At 60.1% G+C, this 17,058-nt stretch carries 16 protein-coding genes; 9 read left to right on the forward strand and 7 right to left on the reverse strand.

What is annotated here, in order from left to right; all coding sequences use genetic code 11:
* Positions 1 to 162: 162 nt before the first annotated feature.
* From BK667_RS18370 to BK667_RS18385, 4 genes are all read right to left on the reverse strand, one after another.
* The gene (locus tag BK667_RS18370) at positions 163 to 1,902 is read right to left on the reverse strand and encodes a dipeptidase (RefSeq protein ID WP_123598484.1); all 1,740 of its coding nucleotides are present in this window, start codon (positions 1,900 to 1,902) and stop codon (positions 163 to 165) included.
* Between the two features lie 196 nt (positions 1,903 to 2,098).
* Positions 2,099 to 2,737, reverse strand: a complete 639-nt coding sequence (locus BK667_RS18375; protein ID WP_123510019.1) for a LysE family translocator — start codon at positions 2,735 to 2,737, stop codon at positions 2,099 to 2,101.
* Between the two features lies 1 nt (position 2,738).
* A complete protein-coding gene (locus tag BK667_RS18380; protein ID WP_123510020.1) occupies positions 2,739 to 3,509 on the reverse strand; it encodes a 2OG-Fe(II) oxygenase in 771 nt (256 codons plus the stop codon).
* Between the two features lie 92 nt (positions 3,510 to 3,601).
* Positions 3,602 to 4,228, reverse strand: a complete 627-nt coding sequence (locus tag BK667_RS18385) for an alanyl-tRNA editing protein (protein ID WP_123598485.1) — start codon at positions 4,226 to 4,228, stop codon at positions 3,602 to 3,604.
* 91 nt (positions 4,229 to 4,319) lie between these two features.
* Here BK667_RS18385 and BK667_RS18390 point away from each other — a divergent pair, with 91 nt between their 5' ends.
* The gene (locus BK667_RS18390) at positions 4,320 to 5,318 is read left to right on the forward strand and encodes a LysR family transcriptional regulator (protein ID WP_054051724.1); all 999 of its coding nucleotides are present in this window, start codon (positions 4,320 to 4,322) and stop codon (positions 5,316 to 5,318) included.
* A 170-nt stretch (positions 5,319 to 5,488) separates the two neighbouring features.
* Here BK667_RS18390 and BK667_RS18395 read toward each other — a convergent pair whose 3' ends face one another.
* Both BK667_RS18395 and BK667_RS18400 read right to left on the reverse strand, forming a co-directional pair.
* Complete coding sequence (locus BK667_RS18395) at positions 5,489 to 5,896, reverse strand: PA2817 family protein (RefSeq protein WP_054051726.1); 408 nt, start codon at positions 5,894 to 5,896, stop codon at positions 5,489 to 5,491.
* 74 nt (positions 5,897 to 5,970) lie between these two features.
* Positions 5,971 to 8,418: an acyl-CoA dehydrogenase gene (locus BK667_RS18400; RefSeq protein ID WP_123598486.1), complete on the reverse strand. Its 2,448-nt coding sequence runs from the start codon at positions 8,416 to 8,418 to the stop codon at positions 5,971 to 5,973.
* 248 nt (positions 8,419 to 8,666) lie between these two features.
* On the opposite strand from BK667_RS18400, the gene BK667_RS18405 reads away from it, so the two are divergent.
* The 4 genes from BK667_RS18405 (at position 8,667) to BK667_RS18420 (ending at position 11,834) form a co-directional block, all read left to right on the forward strand.
* Positions 8,667 to 9,326, forward strand: coding sequence for a transglutaminase-like domain-containing protein (locus tag BK667_RS18405; protein ID WP_123598487.1), 660 nt, complete (start codon positions 8,667 to 8,669; stop codon positions 9,324 to 9,326).
* Between the two features lie 43 nt (positions 9,327 to 9,369).
* Entirely contained in the window at positions 9,370 to 9,993 is a 624-nt protein-coding gene (locus tag BK667_RS18410) for a glutathione S-transferase family protein (RefSeq protein ID WP_123598488.1), read from the forward strand.
* A gap of 132 nt (positions 9,994 to 10,125) precedes the next feature.
* The gene (locus BK667_RS18415; RefSeq protein ID WP_123407006.1) at positions 10,126 to 11,058 is read left to right on the forward strand and encodes an ABC transporter ATP-binding protein; all 933 of its coding nucleotides are present in this window, start codon (positions 10,126 to 10,128) and stop codon (positions 11,056 to 11,058) included.
* Positions 11,055 to 11,834 carry an ABC transporter permease gene (locus tag BK667_RS18420; protein ID WP_054051736.1) on the forward strand — a complete coding sequence of 260 codons (780 nt, stop codon included), beginning with the start codon at positions 11,055 to 11,057 and terminating at the stop codon, positions 11,832 to 11,834. Before BK667_RS18415 ends, BK667_RS18420 begins: the two co-directional genes overlap by 4 nt.
* A gap of 170 nt (positions 11,835 to 12,004) precedes the next feature.
* On the opposite strand, the gene BK667_RS18425 is transcribed toward BK667_RS18420, so the two are convergent.
* Positions 12,005 to 12,520, reverse strand: coding sequence for a DUF2062 domain-containing protein (locus tag BK667_RS18425; protein WP_123510025.1), 516 nt, complete (start codon positions 12,518 to 12,520; stop codon positions 12,005 to 12,007).
* A gap of 135 nt (positions 12,521 to 12,655) precedes the next feature.
* On the opposite strand from BK667_RS18425, the gene BK667_RS18430 reads away from it, so the two are divergent.
* The 4 genes from BK667_RS18430 to lpxK all read left to right on the forward strand — a co-directional run bounded on the left by BK667_RS18430 (position 12,656) and on the right by lpxK (position 17,053).
* Positions 12,656 to 14,890 (forward strand): DNA internalization-related competence protein ComEC/Rec2, encoded by a 2,235-nt coding sequence (locus BK667_RS18430; RefSeq protein WP_123598489.1) that lies wholly within the window; start codon positions 12,656 to 12,658, stop codon positions 14,888 to 14,890.
* Positions 14,891 to 14,976: 86 nt separating this feature from the next.
* Positions 14,977 to 15,615: a flagellar polar localization protein PocA gene (pocA, locus tag BK667_RS18435; RefSeq protein ID WP_185058243.1), complete on the forward strand. Its 639-nt coding sequence runs from the start codon at positions 14,977 to 14,979 to the stop codon at positions 15,613 to 15,615.
* On the forward strand, positions 15,612 to 16,043 hold the full coding sequence (gene pocB, locus BK667_RS18440) for a flagellar polar localization protein PocB (RefSeq protein WP_123510027.1): 432 nt from the start codon (positions 15,612 to 15,614) through the stop codon (positions 16,041 to 16,043). Before pocA ends, pocB begins: the two co-directional genes overlap by 4 nt.
* Positions 16,043 to 17,053 carry a tetraacyldisaccharide 4'-kinase gene (gene lpxK / locus BK667_RS18445; RefSeq protein ID WP_123598490.1) on the forward strand — a complete coding sequence of 337 codons (1,011 nt, stop codon included), beginning with the start codon at positions 16,043 to 16,045 and terminating at the stop codon, positions 17,051 to 17,053. The genes pocB and lpxK overlap by 1 nt, the downstream gene beginning before the upstream one ends.
* Positions 17,054 to 17,058: the final 5 nt, after the last annotated feature.

A 17,058-nucleotide genomic window follows, 5' to 3' on the forward strand; every position in this document is an offset into this window, starting at 1 on the left:
AGCGGCGTTTTTGTTTGCGTGTGTTTTGTGGGAGCGGGCTTGCTCGCGAAAGCGGTCTGTCAGTTGACGCATTGGTTGACTGATACACCGCTTTCGCGAGCAAGCCCGCTCCCACATATTTTTTGCGGAGGGCCCGCCGGCAGGGCGGGCCCGTTTAGCGAATCAGAGCTTCGGCAACTGCCCGATACGGCCCATCATCTCGGTCACAATCTGCAGATCCAGCAGGAACTGGTCGACGGTCTTGAACTCGTTGTCGGTGTGGCCGGTGTACTTGATCTCAGGCCGAGCCAGACCGAATTGCACGCCATTAGGCAGTTCATGGACCGAAGTGGCGCCGGCGGATGAGCCGAACTCGTGTTTCATACCCAGGTTTTCCGTAGACACAGCGAGCAAGGCCTTGACCCATTCGCCCTCGGGGTTGCGGTACATCGGCTCGGCGATCGAGTAGTCGAAGGTCGCCGCAACATGGGTCTTCTTGCTCCAGGCGCCAATCTTGTCGGCAATTTTCGCCTTGAGCGCTTCCGGGGATTCGCCCTTCGGTACGCGCAAGTTGACCGCGAGCTTGAAGGTTTTGTCATCCATCCCGACAAAGGTCAGGGACGTGGTCAGCGGGCCCATGAAGGCGTCGGAAAAGCCGACCCCCAATTTGCCACCCAGGTAATCCAGGCCCCAGTTATCGGCGGCGTAGCGGGCGGCGTCGGTGATGTGGTTGTGCTTGAACGCGACTTTGCCATCCAGACTGTGGATGAAGAGTAGCATCCGGGCTACCGGGTTCACGCCGGACTCGGGCTCGGAGGAGTGAGCGGATACGCCGGTAACCGTCAGCTTGACGTCCTTGCCGTCGACCTTGGCGCTCACCTCGAAGTTACCGCCATTGCGCTTGGCATAGTCAGCCCCGGCCTTCTGCAGGCTGGCGGCCAGTTCGGCGGGTTTGTCGGTGACCAGAACGGCAACCGACGCCGACGGAATCTGGTTGGTGGCCTTGCCGCCGGTCATTGAGATGATTTCCGCGCCTTTGCCTTCACCTTTACGGATCGGGAAGTTACCCATCACGGTGCCGTAGCCTTTCTCGGCAATAACCACCGGGTAGCCGCCGTCCAGCGCCAGGTTGTAGTTCGGCGTCGGGTTGTGTTCGAAGTAATAAGGGATAGCGTCGCCGGTGGTTTCCTCGGTGGTATCGACCAGCAACTTGAAATTCCTGGCCAGCGGCAGCTTCTCTTCCTTGATCACCTTCATCGCGTACATCGCTACCACGATACCGTTCTTGTCATCCTCGGTGCCCCGGCCATACATGCGGTCGCCGATCAGGGTGACCTTGAACGGATCGAGTTTGGTGCCGTCCTTCAGGACCCAGTTCTCCGGCGTCACGGGTACCACGTCGGCATGGGCGTGGATGCCCACAACTTCATCGCCACTGCCTTCCAGGGATATTTCGTAGACGCGGTTATCGATGTTGCGAAAATTCAGGTTGAAGGCTTGGGCCAGGCCCTTGATCTTGTCGGCGATCTTGATGAATTCAGGGTTGTCGTGCTGGGCTACGCCGGACACTTGGAAGGTCGGAATCGCCACCAGTTCACGCAAGGTCTCAGTGGCCGCGCTGCCATATTTCACCCGGGTATAAATACCCAGCAGGCGCGTGATCTCGTTCTGCTGTTCGGCAGACAGGGTTTTGTTGTCGAGAAAGGCACTGATGGCCGGGCCGAGGTTGGCGGTTTTGGCCAGGTCGCTCTTGGCCAGGCCGCCCAGGAACTGCCTGAAATCCGTGACCGATGCATCGCTGAAGGTCTTGAGGATCGTCGCGCTCTGTTGCGGGGTGATGTTGGCGTGCGCCAACGTGGTGAACGACGAAAGGCTCGCCAATACAAGGGTGGTCGCGGCCAGGTGTTTGAGAGAAAAATCCATTGCTGGGGGCATTCCTTCGCAAGTAGTGAGTAGGAAATATCTGATCAATGAATCAGAAAGGTTCACAAACTAACACCACGAGGAAGCGGTAGGGGAGTCCCATAAGTGGGAACTGTCGCACAGAAACGCAAAAGCGACGCAGAAACGCAAAAGGCCCGACAGTCTGACTGAGCGGGCCTTTTGCATGGACGCTGGTTTACATCGACAGAATCAGGCGTCCGGCAAACAGGATCAGAATCACCCCCATGGTGCGTTCGAACCAGTGGCCCATGCGCATAAACAACAACCGCACCCGTGCACTGGAAAAGAACAGCGCGACGATCACAAACCACAGTGCGTTCACGAAGCACATCCACAGGCCATACAGCGCCTGGATCTGCAGGGGTGTTGTGGCGCTGATGATGGTGGTGAAAATCGCCAGGAAAAACAGTGTGGCTTTCGGGTTGGTCGCGTTGGTCAGGAACCCTGTGGTGAACGCCTTCAGCAAGGTTTGTTCGACCGCTGGCTCGTCAGCAGGCTTGTCGCCTTCCAGCGCGGTCTTGGGCTTGCTACGCAGCAGGCTGACGCCGAGGTACAGAATGTAAGCACCGCCCACGACCTTGGCCACCGTCAATAACCAAGGCGTGGTGTGCATCAATGCGCCGACGCCGAGCAAGGTGTAAAGCACATGCACGGAAATCCCCGCGCCAATGCCCAGCGCGGTGCAGATGCCCACCACTCGACCGAAGCGCACGCTTTGGCGGATGGTCACGGCAAAGTCCGGTCCGGGTGCGACCACGGCCAGAAAGTGGATGGTCGCCAGCGCCAGAAACTCGCCCAGGTAATTCGAAAGCATCTCAACTCCAAAAAGTAAGGGGTGAAGCATTGCCGCGATAGCCGACAAAGAACGAAAGGCTCAACCGCGGATCCGCCACGCCCGGGGTCACCGAGTGCATGCAGCGCGAATTGAACATGATGAAATCCCCCGGATCCGGGCGCACCTCCAGGGTCGGAGGGCCAAGCAGGGCTGGCTCGATGCCGTAACTGTCGCCACGCATTTCGTCGAACTGGTCCGGGGAAATGTCGTGGTCCCACATCTGCAGCGCACCGCCCTCGGTGGGCATGTTCAGGTAAACATTGCAGGCGAATTGCGCCTCCAGGCTGCGGGCCTGAAAACTGTCCGGGGCGTCCTTGGCGAAGATGTCGTGATGGGCGAGGAAGCACACGCCGGGCTTCACCACCCTGGACAGCCCGACGTACATCTTGCGGCCGTAGAGGTTCTCCAGATGTGCGCCGGCCGGCCAGGACTCGTCGAGCATGCAGCGCAAGGTGTCGACCGGGGACGAGTAGGGCGCACAGCGATTACGCAGCTCCTCGATATTGCTGGTGGCGCGTTCGAAATAGTCTTCGATCAGCAGCGGCTGGTTTTCCGCTTCGTAGAACGCCATGCCGATGCGACCGATGCTCGGCGCGTTGATGTAGCCCTCGAAGCCCGGCGCAAGGATCTTGTCGCCGATCTGCACCGCCAGCGGCTGAGGCAAAAAGCCTTTGACGCGGATGGCGAGGACTTCTTCGTTGGCCAGTTTTTTTATGCACGTCTCATCGAGACGCTCGACGTCAAGCATCATGGTTTAGGTCCATCTATCGAGTAGTCAACGGAGCTCGCGGATGCAGGCTCCCCCGGCGTCAGGCGATGACGGTGTCGACATCGCCAAAAGGCTCAATCCACGTGGTAGTGGACGGACAACGTGCCCTTTTTCTGTGAAAGGGAGTCGATCGTGACCGTGCCCAAATCCTTCAGGCTACGTACATGGGTGCCGCCGCAACCGTAGGCGGGCAGTTCACCGAAACCGATTTCCCGGGCACCTTCGCGTAGCGAAGTCAGGCGTGGCAGGTCCTGGGCGATCCATTGCTCGATGCCGTTTTGCACAGTCTGGATATCAACCTCTTCGGCCGAATCCGACGGTTTGAACTGCACACGGCTTTCGCTTGGCCAGTGATGGGCCTTGATCGGCATCCAGCCCCGCGCCTGGACGAAATGACCGATCAAGTGGCCGGCCGAATGCAGGCGGGCATTGAGTCGGCGGCGTGGTTCATCGATCCGGATCTGGGTCATGCCGAGTTTCACCGGTTGGTCGACGTAATGGACGATCCGGTCCGGATCCTGAATCACCCGTAGCACCCGGCTTTCACCGATCCAGCCGGTATCGTAGGGCTGGCCACCGCCCTGGGGATGAAACAGTGTGGCGCGCAAAACGACCGCGAATTCATTCTCGTGGGGCGTGCAATCCAGGACTTCCACATCGGCCTTGAGGTCATCACTATGGAAAAAGAGGCGAAGCGTCATATTCCATGCCCTTATTAAAGTTTCTATTTTTTATTATATGAAGCGTGGAATTGCGTGATAATCCGTTCAAACATCAAAGGACTGTTGCGCTGTGAGCATAAATCTACCGTTGCCGCTGTTGGGTGAAATGGCGATTTTCGTCAAAGTTGTCGAAACCGGCAGCTTCTCCGAAGCGGCACGTCAATTAGGCTCCTCGCCCTCGGCGGTCAGTCGCAGCATTTCGCGCCTGGAAAAAGCCCTGGCCACCCGATTGCTGCAGCGCACCACACGCAAACTGCGCTTGAGCGACGGCGGCGAAGAGGTGTTCAAGCGCTGCCAGGAGATGGTCAGCGCAGCCAAGTCGGTGATGGAAATCAGCGGTCAGTTCACCCATGAAGCCGAAGGCCTGGTGCGGGTCAGCGTGCCCAAAGCGGTGGGGCGATTTGTGATTCATCCGCATATGCCGGAATTTCTGCGGCGTTATCCCAAAGTGGATGTGGAGTTGTTGCTGGAAGATCGGCAGGTGGATTTGATCGATGACAACGTCGATCTGGCGATTCGTATTACCGACCGCCCGCCCGCAGGACTGGTCGGGCGGCAGTTGCTGACCATCGACCACTTACTCTGCGCGACACCGCAATACCTGGCCGAACACGGCACGCCGACCCATCCCCACGATTTGCTCAACCACAGCTGCATCTACCTGGGGGAAACCCCGAGCGATGCCCGCTGGAAATTCAAGAAAGGCACCAAAGCCGTGACCGTCGGCGTACGCGGACGTTATGCGGCCAATCACACCGGCGTGCGGTTGGGCGCGGTGTTGCAGCACATCGGCATTGGCAGCCTGCCGTATTTCACCGCCCGCTATGCGCTGGAGCAGGGGCTGATTGTGCAGGTGTTGCCGGACTGGACCTTTCTGGCTTCGTACCACGGCGGTGCGTGGTTGCTGCATTCGCCAACGCGTTATTTGCCGCCCAAGCTGCGGGTGTTTATCGATTATCTGGTGGAGTGTCTGGAGAAGGAGCCGACATTGAGCAAACCGGGGAAGCCGAGTGCCTTGGGCAAGGTCGCGGCGGAGTATGAGTTGCCGGAGAGTGATGGGTTGCTTTGACGGGACTCTTCGCGGGCAAGCCTCGCTCCTACAGGTTGTGTTGATCGCACCATTTCCGCATGACCGAACCCTGTAGGAGCGAGTCTTGCCCGCGAAGGCGTCCTCAACCGCGCCACAAAAAAAGGCCCGCATGAATGACCATGCGGGCCTTTTGCATTCCTGATCCGGGATCAGTGCTTGCTGTCGTCCTGCGACATCGCCAACAGCTGCTTTTCCTGGTTCCAGTCGAACGGTTCGTCGTTCTGTTCGGCTTCGAAACGACGCTCTTCCAGCGCCTGATACAAGTCGATTTCATCATCGGGCATGTAGTGCAGGCAGTCCCCGGCGAAGTACCACAGCAGGTCGCGCGGCACCAAGTGGGCAATTTGCGGATAGCGGGTGATCACCTGGCACAGAATGTCCTGGCCAAGGTATTGGCTTTCGATCGGATCGACCGGCAGCAAGGCACGCAATTCGTCGAAGCGCTCCAGGAACAAGGCATGGCTTTCTTCGGGAACCTGTTCGGCCTCACCCACGGCGACCAGAATGCTGCGCAAGTGGTCAAGCAAGACGAGATGATCGGCAACGACGTTGGACACGAGATAAGTCCTCAAGAGCAAAACGGGCGCGGGAGTATAAAGCCCCCGCGCCCTTTTTTACATCGATGGCTGGATCAGCGGACCTTTCCATCGGCCAGCGCCAGCTCATCCTTGTCGAAATCATCGACATCGATCACCTTGCGCCGCGCCACTTCGGCGTCACGCAGGGTCTGCGCCTCACCCGGTTGCAGGACCCCGGCTTCCAGCGCCGCATCGATGGCGTGTTCCCCGGCCGCCGGTTTGACCTGGCCGCTTTTGAGCACCACATGCAGCTTTTTCTGCAACGGTTGCGCCGCGTTCAGCAGGTTGCAGGCATGTTGCAGAGCGCCCACAGCATCATCGGCCGATTGCGGACGGTAGCAACCGCCGAGCAACTCTTCGAGGGTTGGATCACCCTTGGCCCGGCCAATCACCGCTGCCACTTCGGCGCCGAGTTTGTCCGACGGTCCTTTGTGGCGACGACCGAACGGGAACACGATGACCCGCAACAGGCAACCCAGCACTTTATTCGGGAAGTTGGTCAGCAGCTCATCCAGCGCGCGTTCGGACTGGCCCAGGCTTTCTTCCATGGCCCAGATAAACAGCGGAGCCATGTGGTCCGGCGAATCGAGGTCGTGGTAACGCTTGAGCGCGGCGGAGGCCAGGTACATGTTGCTGAGTACATCCCCCAGGCGGGCCGACAGGCGTTCGCGACGTTTCAATTCACCGCCCAGCAACATCATGCTCAAGTCGGCGAGCATCGCGAATGCGGCAGCCTGACGATTGAGCGCACGGAAATAACCTTGGCTGAGTTTGTTGCCCGGAGCCTGTTCGAAGTGCCCGAAACCGAGGTTCAGCACCAGGGTGCTGGCGGCGTTGCTCACCGCAAAACCGATGTGCTTGAGCAGCAAACCATCGAACTCGGTCAGGGCCTGATCCTTGTCTTCACGCCCGGCAAGCGCCATTTCCTTGAGCACGAATGGATGGCAGCGAATCGCGCCCTGGCCGAAGATCATCAGGTTACGCGAAAGAATGTTTGCGCCTTCCACGGTGATGAAAATCGGCGCGCCATTCCAGCTGCGGCCCAGGTAGTTATTCGGCCCCATGATGATCGCCTTGCCGCCATGAACATCCATGGCGTGGCTGATGCACTCGCGGCCGCGTTCGGTCAGGTGATACTTGAGAATCGCCGACAGCACTGACGGTTTCTCGCCCAAGTCCACCGCGTTGGCGGTCAACATCCGCGCGGCGTCCATCATCCAGGCATTGCCGCCGATGCGGGCCATGGCTTCCTGAATCCCTTCGAATGCCGACAGCGGTACGTTGAACTGCTCACGCACCTGAGCGTACTGGCCGGTCACCAGGCTGGTGAACTTCGCCGCGCCGGTACCCACCGCCGGCAGGGAAATCGAACGGCCCACGGAGAGGCAATTCATCAGCATCATCCAGCCTTTGCCGAGCATTTCCTGACCGCCAATAAGGAAGTCCAGCGGAATGAATACATCCTTGCCGGAGTTCGGGCCGTTCATGAACGCTGCGCCGAGGGGTAAGTGACGGCGGCCGATTTCAACGCCGGCGGTGTCGGTCGGGATCAGCGCCAGGCTGATGCCCAGGTCCTCCTTGTCGCCCAGCAGGTGATCCGGGTCATAGGCCTTGAACGCGAGGCCGAGCAGGGTGGCCACCGGGCCCAGGGTGATGTAGCGCTTTTCCCAGTTCAGGCGCAGGCCGAGGGTTTCCTGGCCTTCCCATTCACCTTTGCAGATCACCCCGGTGTCGGGCATCGCGCCGGCGTCGGAGCCGGCCAGTGGCCCGGTCAAGGCGAAGCACGGAATGTCATCGCCACGAGCCAGCCGTGGCAGGTAATGGTTGCGTTGTTCGTCGGTGCCGTAATGCAGCAGCAATTCTGCCGGGCCGAGGGAGTTGGGCACCATGACGGTGGATGCGAGGTCGCCGCTGCGGGTTGCCAGTTTCATCGCGACCTGGGAATGCGCGTAGGCGGAGAAGCCTTTGCCGCCGAATTCCTTGGGGATGATCAGGGCGAAGAAGCCGTTTTCCTTGATATGGGCCCAGGCTTCGGGCGGCAGGTCCATGTCCTGGCCGATCTGCCAGTCACTGACCATCGCGCAGAGTTCTTCGGTCGGGCCGTCGATAAAGGCCTGCTCCTCTTCGCTCAATTGCGCTTTTGGATAGGACAGCAGTTTGTCCCAATCCGGACGGCCACTGAACAGCTCGCCGTCCCACCAGACCGTGCCGGCATCGATGGCGTCGCGTTCGGTTTGCGACATTGGCGGCAGGGTTTTTTGGAACCAGCTGAACAGCGGCGCACTGAAGAATTTGCGGCGCAGGTCAGGCAGCAAGAGTGGCGCCGCAACTGCTGCGATCAGCAGCCAGAGAATCAGCAGCAGCCAGCCCGGTGCATGGCTGAAGGCGCCCATCGCCACCACATAAACCGCAACGATGCTCAGGGCAGGCAGCGGGGCGATGCGGCGGTGGGCCAAATAGGCTATTCCAACGATCAGAACCAGTATCCACAACAACAGCATATTTAATCCTCCGTGAAACCAGGGCAAAACCAACTTTCAGAGCTTAGACGGCATCCGCAAAATCGGGTGGTCAGAGCAATGGATAGAAATCGTGGGAAACAATGGATGGGTTTTGTAAGACCTGTTGGCATCAGGCCTCGGAAATCGTTCGCCAGGTGAGCGGCAAAGCGCCCATGTTTGGCCGAATCGTCGTTATCTCTGTGCTTAAGGTGTGGTTAGACTCGAGGCTCCCCCAGGAGATCGCCCTCATGCACGAGTATCTGAATCCCGGCCGCTTCATCGATAGTGACCACCCCGCCGTGGTGGAGTTCGCCGAAAAACATCGCGGTGTCAGTTGCGATCCCCTCGAACAAGCGATCAATCTCTATTACGCCGTGCGTGAGGCCGTGCGCTACAACCCCTACACCTTCAGCCGCGACCCAGACACCTTGCGCGGCAGTTACGCACTGGCGGCGGGGGAAAGTTATTGCGTGCCCAAGGCCACGTTGCTGGCCGGGTGCGCCCGGCATTGCGGGATCCCGGCGCGCATTGGCCTGGCGGACGTGCGCAATCACCTGTCGACCCCGCGCTTGCTCGAACTGCTCAAGAGCGACATGTTCGCCATGCACGGCTACACCGAGTTGTACCTGAACGAGCGCTGGGTCAAGGCCACGCCCGCGTTCAATCAAGGCTTGTGCGAGTTGTTCAATGTTGCGCCGCTGGAATTCGACGGCATCCACGACAGTATCTTCCACCCCTTCAACCGTGACGGCGCACCGTTGATGGAATACCTGGTGGACCACGGCCAGTTTCCCGACGTACCGCAAGCGTTCTTTTTCGAACACCTGGAGAAGTGCTATCCGCATCTGTTCGGCGATCAACAGCCGGTGCTGCTGGGTGACATGCAGAGTGATTTGAGTCGCGCCTGATCCGGCGTATGCTGCCTGCGCATTCATCCAAAAAGAGGCAGTCATGCTGAAGATCTGGGGTCGGAAAAACTCGTCGAATGTCAGGAAACCACTGTGGGCCGCCGAGGAACTTGGCCTGGCCTATGAAGCCATCGATGCCGGCGGCGCGTTCGGGGTGGTGGACACGCCTGAATACCGCGCGATGAATCCCAATGGCCGCGTGCCGGTGATTCAGGACGACGGTTTTGTGCTGTGGGAATCCAACGCCATCGTGCGTTACCTGCTGGCTCGCCACGCCAACGGCACGGCCTGGTATCCGCAAGACCTTCAGGCCCGGGCATCTGCCGATAAATGGATGGACTGGACCACTTCAAGCTTTGCTGGCCCGTTCCGCACCGTGTTCTGGGGCGTGTTGCGCACCCCGAAAGAGCAGCAGGACTGGACCGCCATCAATGCCGCGATCAAAGAGTGCGACGGCCTGCTGTCGATGGCCGATCAGGCGTTGGCGGTGAAACCCTACCTGTCCGGCGATGAAATCGGCATGGGCGATATTCCCCTGGGCAGCTTCGTTTATGCCTGGTTCGAGATGCCGATCGAGCGCGCGCCGCAACCGCATCTGGAAGCCTGGTATGCGCGACTGAAGCAACGTCCGGCGTATCAAAAAGCCGTCATGACCGCGTTGACTTAATACTCACTATCGACACACTTGACTGTACTTGTGTGGCGGCGACAAGCACCATTGCGCTCGTGCGCCGTGGTTGTATTGATCGCCGCCCGCCCTTATTTATTCCTTTCTTCCCTTCTTGGTGCGTATCCCGATATGAGTTCCGCTCTGTCCATCCGGCAGCTAACCAAAACCTACGGCAACGGTTTCCAGGCCCTGAGTGGTATCGATCTGGATGTCGCCGAAGGTGACTTTTTCGCCTTGCTCGGCCCTAACGGCGCCGGCAAATCCACGACCATCGGCATTCTCTCGACCCTGGTGAACAAGACCACGGGCACGGTGAATATCTTCGGTCATGACCTCGACAAGAACCCTGCGCAGCTCAAGCGCTCCATCGGCGTGGTGCCGCAGGAGTTCAACTTCAACCAGTTTGAAAAGACCTTCGACATTGTCGTGACCCAGGCCGGCTATTACGGCATCCCGCCGAAAATCGCCAAGGAGCGCGCCGAGCAGTACCTGACGCAGCTGGGCTTGTGGGACAAACGCGACGTGCCATCACGCTCCCTGTCCGGCGGCATGAAACGGCGCCTGATGATCGCCCGCGCCCTGGTTCACGAGCCGCGCCTGCTGATCCTCGACGAACCGACGGCAGGTGTGGACATCGAGCTGCGTCGCTCGATGTGGACCTTCCTCACCGAGCTGAACCAGAAAGGCATCACCATCATCCTCACCACCCATTACCTGGAAGAGGCTGAACAGTTGTGCCGCAACATCGGGATCATCGACCACGGCACCATCGTCGAGAACACGAGCATGAAGCAGCTGCTCAGCCAGTTGCATGTGGAAACCTTCCTGCTCGACACCAAGAACACGCTCAACGTGGTGCCGCAGTTGCTCGGTTATCCGACCAAGCTGCTCGACGGCCATACCCTGGAGGTCCAGGTGGACAAGGCCATGGGTATCACCGCGCTGTTCACCCAATTGGCGCAACAGAACATCGAAGTGCTGAGCCTGCGTAACAAAACCAATCGCCTCGAGGAGTTGTTCGTGTCCCTGGTGGAGAAAAATCTGTCGAAGGTGGCGGTATGAGTTCCGAGCTGCAACCCAACCTCGTTGCCCTCAACACTATCGTTTACCGCGAGGTAAAGCGCTTTACCCGGATCTGGCCACAGACCCTGCTGCCGCCGGCCATCACCATGGTTTTGTACTTTGTGATCTTCGGCAACCTGATCGGCAAGCAGATTGGCGGCATGGGCGGCTTCACCTACATGGAGTACATCGTGCCGGGGCTGATCATGATGTCGGTGATCACCAACTCCTATGGCAACGTGGTGTCGAGTTTCTTCGGCAGCAAGTTCCAGCGTTCGATCGAGGAATTGATGGTCTCGCCGGTATCGCCGCACACGATCCTGATCGGCTACACCTTGGGTGGCGTGCTGCGCGGGTTGATGGTCGGGGTCATCGTGACGATCCTGTCGCTGTTCTTCACCGATTTGCAGGTGCATCACCTGGGTGTGACCATTTTGGTGGTGGTGCTGACGGCGACGATCTTCTCGCTGCTGGGCTTCATCAACGCAGTGTTTGCACGTAACTTCGATGACATCTCGATCATCCCGACCTTCGTCCTGACACCGCTGACGTACCTCGGCGGGGTGTTCTACTCGATCTCGTTGTTGCCGCCGTTCTGGCAGACCGTGTCCCTGGCCAACCCGGTGCTGCACATGGTCAACGCGTTCCGTTACGGCATCCTTGGCGTTTCGGATATCAAGATCAGCGTGGCAATCACGTTCATGCTGGTGGCGACCGTAGCCTTGTACATCGGTTGCGCGCGGTTGCTGGTGAGTGGGCGCGGGATGCGGACCTGATCCGAGACCGCGTCGCGGCCTTCGCGGGCAAGCCTCGCGCCTACAGGGTCGCTGCCTTCGCGTTTGGGCAAACGACACAAAACCTGTAGGCGCGAGGCTTGCCCGCGAAGGCGCCCGTCCAGACACCACAAAAAAGAACGGCCTCCAAAAATGGAGGCCGTTTTGCATTCCTACATCCGGGTTTTCTTGCGTCGCGCCCACTGCCGCCCAACCCACCATCGCCAATACATCATGGTCACGCAATAGCCGAGAGCACCCAGCACCAACCCAACCACCACCGACCCAAGCAAAAACGGCTGCCACAACGTCGAGAGTTGCCCGCTGATCCATTCCCAGGTCAACTCATCGGGCAGGTGCCGGGCAGGCACGTCCATCAGCCAGGCGCCAGTCTGATACGTACAGAAGAACACGGCGGGCATGGTGATCGGGTTGGTCAGCCAGACCAGGCTCACCGCGATCGGCATGTTGCCGCGAACCATGATTGCGAGGACGGCAGCCACCAGCATTTGCAGCGGAATCGGCAGAAACGCCGCGAACAGACCGACGGCCATCGCCCGGGCCACCGAATGGCGGTTGAGGTGCCAAAGGTTCGGGTCATGCAGCAGTTTGCCGAGAAAGCGTAAGGATTTGTGTTCCCTGATGCTGGTCGGGTCTGGCATGTAGCGTTTGAATAAGCGCCGGGGCATAAGGCTTCTCGGTCGGTTCAGGCGGCAAGTATGTCTGGATTCTATGTGTGGCCCATTCAGACTTTGTGACAATTAATAACCGCGCCCGTGCGCCAGCCGACTATGCCTAGTTAGGGGACTCTCAAGGACGGGCTTATGCGCACAGGGATGGTGGCGCTGGCGCTCGGGTTGTTGGCGCTGCGTTTTTTACCGGTTTTACCGCCGGTCTGGTTAGGGTTTTTGCTGCCGGTCGTGGGGTTAATGGCGTTGCCGTTTCGCACGTACCCGTTGGCCTTTTTCCTGTTCGGATTCAGTTGGGCGTGCGGGCAGGCGCAGTCGGCGCTGGATGATCGGCTGCCTGCCAGCCTGGACGGCGAAACCCGCTGGGTCGAAGGTCGGATAACCGGATTGCCGCAAAATAATGAAGCGGTGGTGCGTTTCGAACTGGCGGACGCACGTTCGCGACATGGTTCGGTACCGCCGCTGATGCGCCTGGCCTGGTACGACGGGCCGCCGGTAAGCAGTGGCGAACGCTGGCGGCTGGCGGTGAAGTTGAAGCGTCCGACCGGGCTGCTCAATCCCCATGCCTTCGATTACGACGCCTGGCTGCTGGCCCAAGGCGTCGGCGCGACGGGCACGGTCAAGGATGGCCAGCGCCTGTCACCCGCCCGCTGGGCCTGGCGCGACGGCATCCGCCAGCGTTTGCTCAGTGTCGATGCCCAAGGACGAGCGGGGGCTCTGGCGGCGTTGGTGCTGGGTGATGGCGCCGGGTTGAGCCGCGAAGACTGGCAGGTATTGCAAGACACCGGCACCGTGCATCTGTTGGTGATTTCCGGGCAGCACATCGGTTTGCTGGCGGGGTCGGTGTATTTGCTGATCGCCGGGCTCGCCCGCTATGGCTTGTGGCCGGTTCGTTGGCCCTGGCTGCCGTGGGCGTGCGGCCTGGCGTTCGCGGCGGCGCTCGGTTATGGGCTGCTGGCCGGTTTCGAAGTGCCGGTGCGCCGGGCCTGCGTGATGATCGGTCTGGTGTTGTTATGGCGGCTGCGCTTTCGTCATCTGGGTGCCTGGTGGCCGCTGTTGCTGGCGCTCGATGGCGTCCTGCTGCTGGATCCGCTGGCGAGTTTGCAGCCGGGTTTCTGGTTGTCCTTTGCCGCGGTGGCAGTGTTGATCTTCACCTTCGGCGGCCGGTTGGGGCCCTGGCGCTGGTGGCAAACCTGGACCCGCGCTCAATGGCTGATCGCAATTGGACTATGCCCACTGTTGCTGATGCTGGGATTGCCCATCAGTGTCAGTGGGCCGCTGGTCAATCTGCTGGCGGTGCCGTGGATCAGCCTGGTGGTATTGCCGCCAGCCTTGCTCGGGACTTTGCTGTTGCCGGTGCCTTACGTGGGGGAAGGGTTGCTGTGGCTGGCGGGCGGTCTGATCGACCTGCTGTTCAAGGGACTGGCATTGATGGCCGGCCAATTACCCGCGTGGGTGCCGGTGGCAGTGCCGATATGGATCGGGATCATCGGTGCATTGGGGGCCTTTCTTCTATTAATGCCCCGAGGTGTGCCGCTGCGCCCGTTCGGTTGGCCGATGTTGTTGCTGTTGGTGTTTCCGCCACGGGATGAGGTGCCGGAAGGCCGGGCCGAGATCTGGCAGCTGGATGTCGGTCAGGGATTGGCGATCCTGGTGCGCACTCGCCAGCACACGCTGCTGTACGACGCCGGTCCGCGTTTTGGCGATTTCGACCTCGGTGAACGGGTGGTGCTGCCGGCATTGCGCAAACTCGGCGTAAACGGACTTGACCTGATGCTGCTCAGTCATGCAGACGCCGACCATGCTGGCGGGGCTCGCGCAATCAAGGAAGGGCTGCCTGTAAAGCAAGTCATCAGTGGCGATCCACTGGCCCTGCCCGTGGAGTTAAACGCCGAAGTCTGTGAAAGTGGCCGGCAATGGACCTGGGAGGGCGTGACCTTCCAGCTCTGGCAGTGGTCATCGGCCAGCGAAAGCAATCAAAAATCCTGTGTCCTGCAAATCGAAGCCAATGGTGAACGCCTGCTACTGACCGGCGATATCGACATCCACGCCGAACGCGCGCTGCTGGACAGCCCCTTGGCGGTGCCCACCGATTGGTTGACGGCGCCTCATCACGGCAGCCGCAGTTCTTCGTCGATGGCGCTGCTTTCCGGGCTGGAACCCAAAGCCGTGCTGATCTCCCGCGGACACGGCAATTCCTTCGGTCATCCCCACCCCACGGTTATGGCGCGTTACCGCAAACGGGGCCTGCACATCTATGACAGCGCCGAGCACGGTGCCGTCCGTCTACTGCTGGGTAGCTTTGAACCGCCCCGGACGATGCGTCAACAACGGCGCTTCTGGCGCGATGCGCCGGCGGTGAACAAATGATCAGCCGGACGGGATGCGACATCCCGGTCTTCGGTGCGCCGACCCCCTATGTTAGAGTGGCGCACTTTTTCGAGGGGACTGTCACTGTGTGGGAATTGGTCAAATCCGGCGGCTGGATGATGCTGCCGATCATTCTGAGTTCCATCGCGGCCATGGCGATCGTTGCCGAACGTCTGTGGACCCTGCGTGCCAGCCGTGTGACCCCGGAGCATTTGCTCGGGCAGGTCTGGGTCTGGATCAAAGACAAACAACTGAATAAAGAAAAGCTCAAGGAACTGCGCGCCAACTCGCCGCTGGGGGAAATCCTCGCTGCGGGCCTGGCCAACTCCAAGCATGGTCGCGAGATCATGAAAGAGTGCATCGAAGAGGCCGCCGCCCGGGTCATCCATGAGCTGGAGCGTTACATCAACGCCCTGGGCACCATCGCCGCCATGGCCCCGTTGCTCGGGTTGCTGGGTACGGTGCTGGGCATGATCGATATCTTCAGTTCGTTCATGGGCACCGGCATGACCACCAATGCCGCAGTGCTGGCCGGTGGTATTTCCAAAGCCTTGATCACCACGGCTTCGGGCCTGATCGTCGGTATTCCGTCGGTATTCTTCCACCGGTTCCTGCAACGGCGCATCGATGAGCTGGTGGTGGGGATGGAGCAGGAAGCCATCAAGCTGGTTGAAGTGGTGCAGGGCGACCGCGATGTGGATCTGTCCGAGGGCAAAAAAGCGTGAAATTCCGCCGCAAGCAACGGGAGAACATAGACATCAACCTCGTGTCGCTGATCGACGTGGTGTTTGTCCTGCTGCTGTTTTTCGTGGTGACCACGACCTTTACCCGTGAGACCCAATTACGCGTCGAGCTACCGGAAGCGGTCAGCGGTTCGCCGGCTGAAGACCAGCAGGTCAAGCAACTGGACATCGCCATCAGCGCCGAGGGTGTGTTTTCGGTCAACAACCAGTTGCTGCCGAAGAATGATCTGACCAGCCTGATGGACGCGTTGCAGAAAGAATCCAATGGCGACACCAATCTGCCACTGTCCATCACCGCCGACGGCAAGACCCAACATCAATCCGTCATCACCGCCATGGACGCCGCCGGCAAGCTCGGTTTCAGCCACTTGCGCATGACCACGGTCGAGGCGGCGCCGCCCGCTCCCTGATGGCCATGTCTGATCGTTTGCTCGCCGCGTGGTACGCCGGTCATCCGGCCCTGAAACTGTTGCAGCCGCTGGAATGGCTTTATCGGCGGGTGGTTACGGGCAAGCGCCAACGCTTCCTGGCAGGTGAGGGCGAGATCTATCAGCCGCCGGTGCCGCTGATCGTCGTCGGCAATATCACCGTGGGCGGCACCGGCAAGACGCCGATGATCCTGTGGATGATCGAGCATTGCCAGCGCAGTGGTTTGCGGGTCGGCGTGGTCAGCCGGGGTTACGGCGCCAAGCCGCCGCAGTTTCCGTGGCGGGTCGAGGCCGATCAAGGCGCCGATATCGCAGGCGACGAGCCGTTGCTGATCGTCCAGCGCACCGGCGTGCCGTTGATGATCGACCCGGATCGCAGCAGTGCGGTCAAAGCCTTGCTGGCCAGTGAACCGCTGGACCTGATCCTGTCCGACGACGGCATGCAACATTACCGTTTGGCCCGGGACCTTGAGCTGGTGCTGATCGACGCCGCCCGTGGCCTGGGCAACAAACGTTGCCTGCCCGCCGGGCCGTTGCGCGAGCCGATAGAGCGTCTGCAAAGTGTCGATGCCGTGCTGTTCAACGGTGCCGTCCATGACCGCGACGACGGTTTTGCCTTTCAGCTGCAACCTACCGCGCTGATCAATCTGAAAAGCGGTGAACGTCGCCCACTCGACCATTTTCCGCCGGGTCAGGCGCTGCACGCCGTGGCCGGGATCGGCAATCCCCAGCGTTTCTTCAAAACCCTCGAAACGCTACACTGGCAGCCAATCCCCCACGGGTTTGCCGACCACGCCGAATACAGCGTGCAGGCGTTGAATTTCACACCGTCATTGCCGTTGGTGATGACCGAAAAGGATGCGGTGAAGTGCCGTGCCTTTGCCGCTGCCGACTGGTGGTACCTGGCGGTCGATGCTGCGCCGTCGCCGGCCTTCGTGGCCTGGTTCGATACGCAGCTGATGCGCCTGTTGCCGGCTCGGCTTTTGCCTTAACTCCG

Origin of the sequence: Pseudomonas frederiksbergensis (genome assembly GCF_003732705.1) — a bacterium.
GTDB lineage: Bacteria > Pseudomonadota > Gammaproteobacteria > Pseudomonadales > Pseudomonadaceae > Aquipseudomonas > Aquipseudomonas frederiksbergensis_F.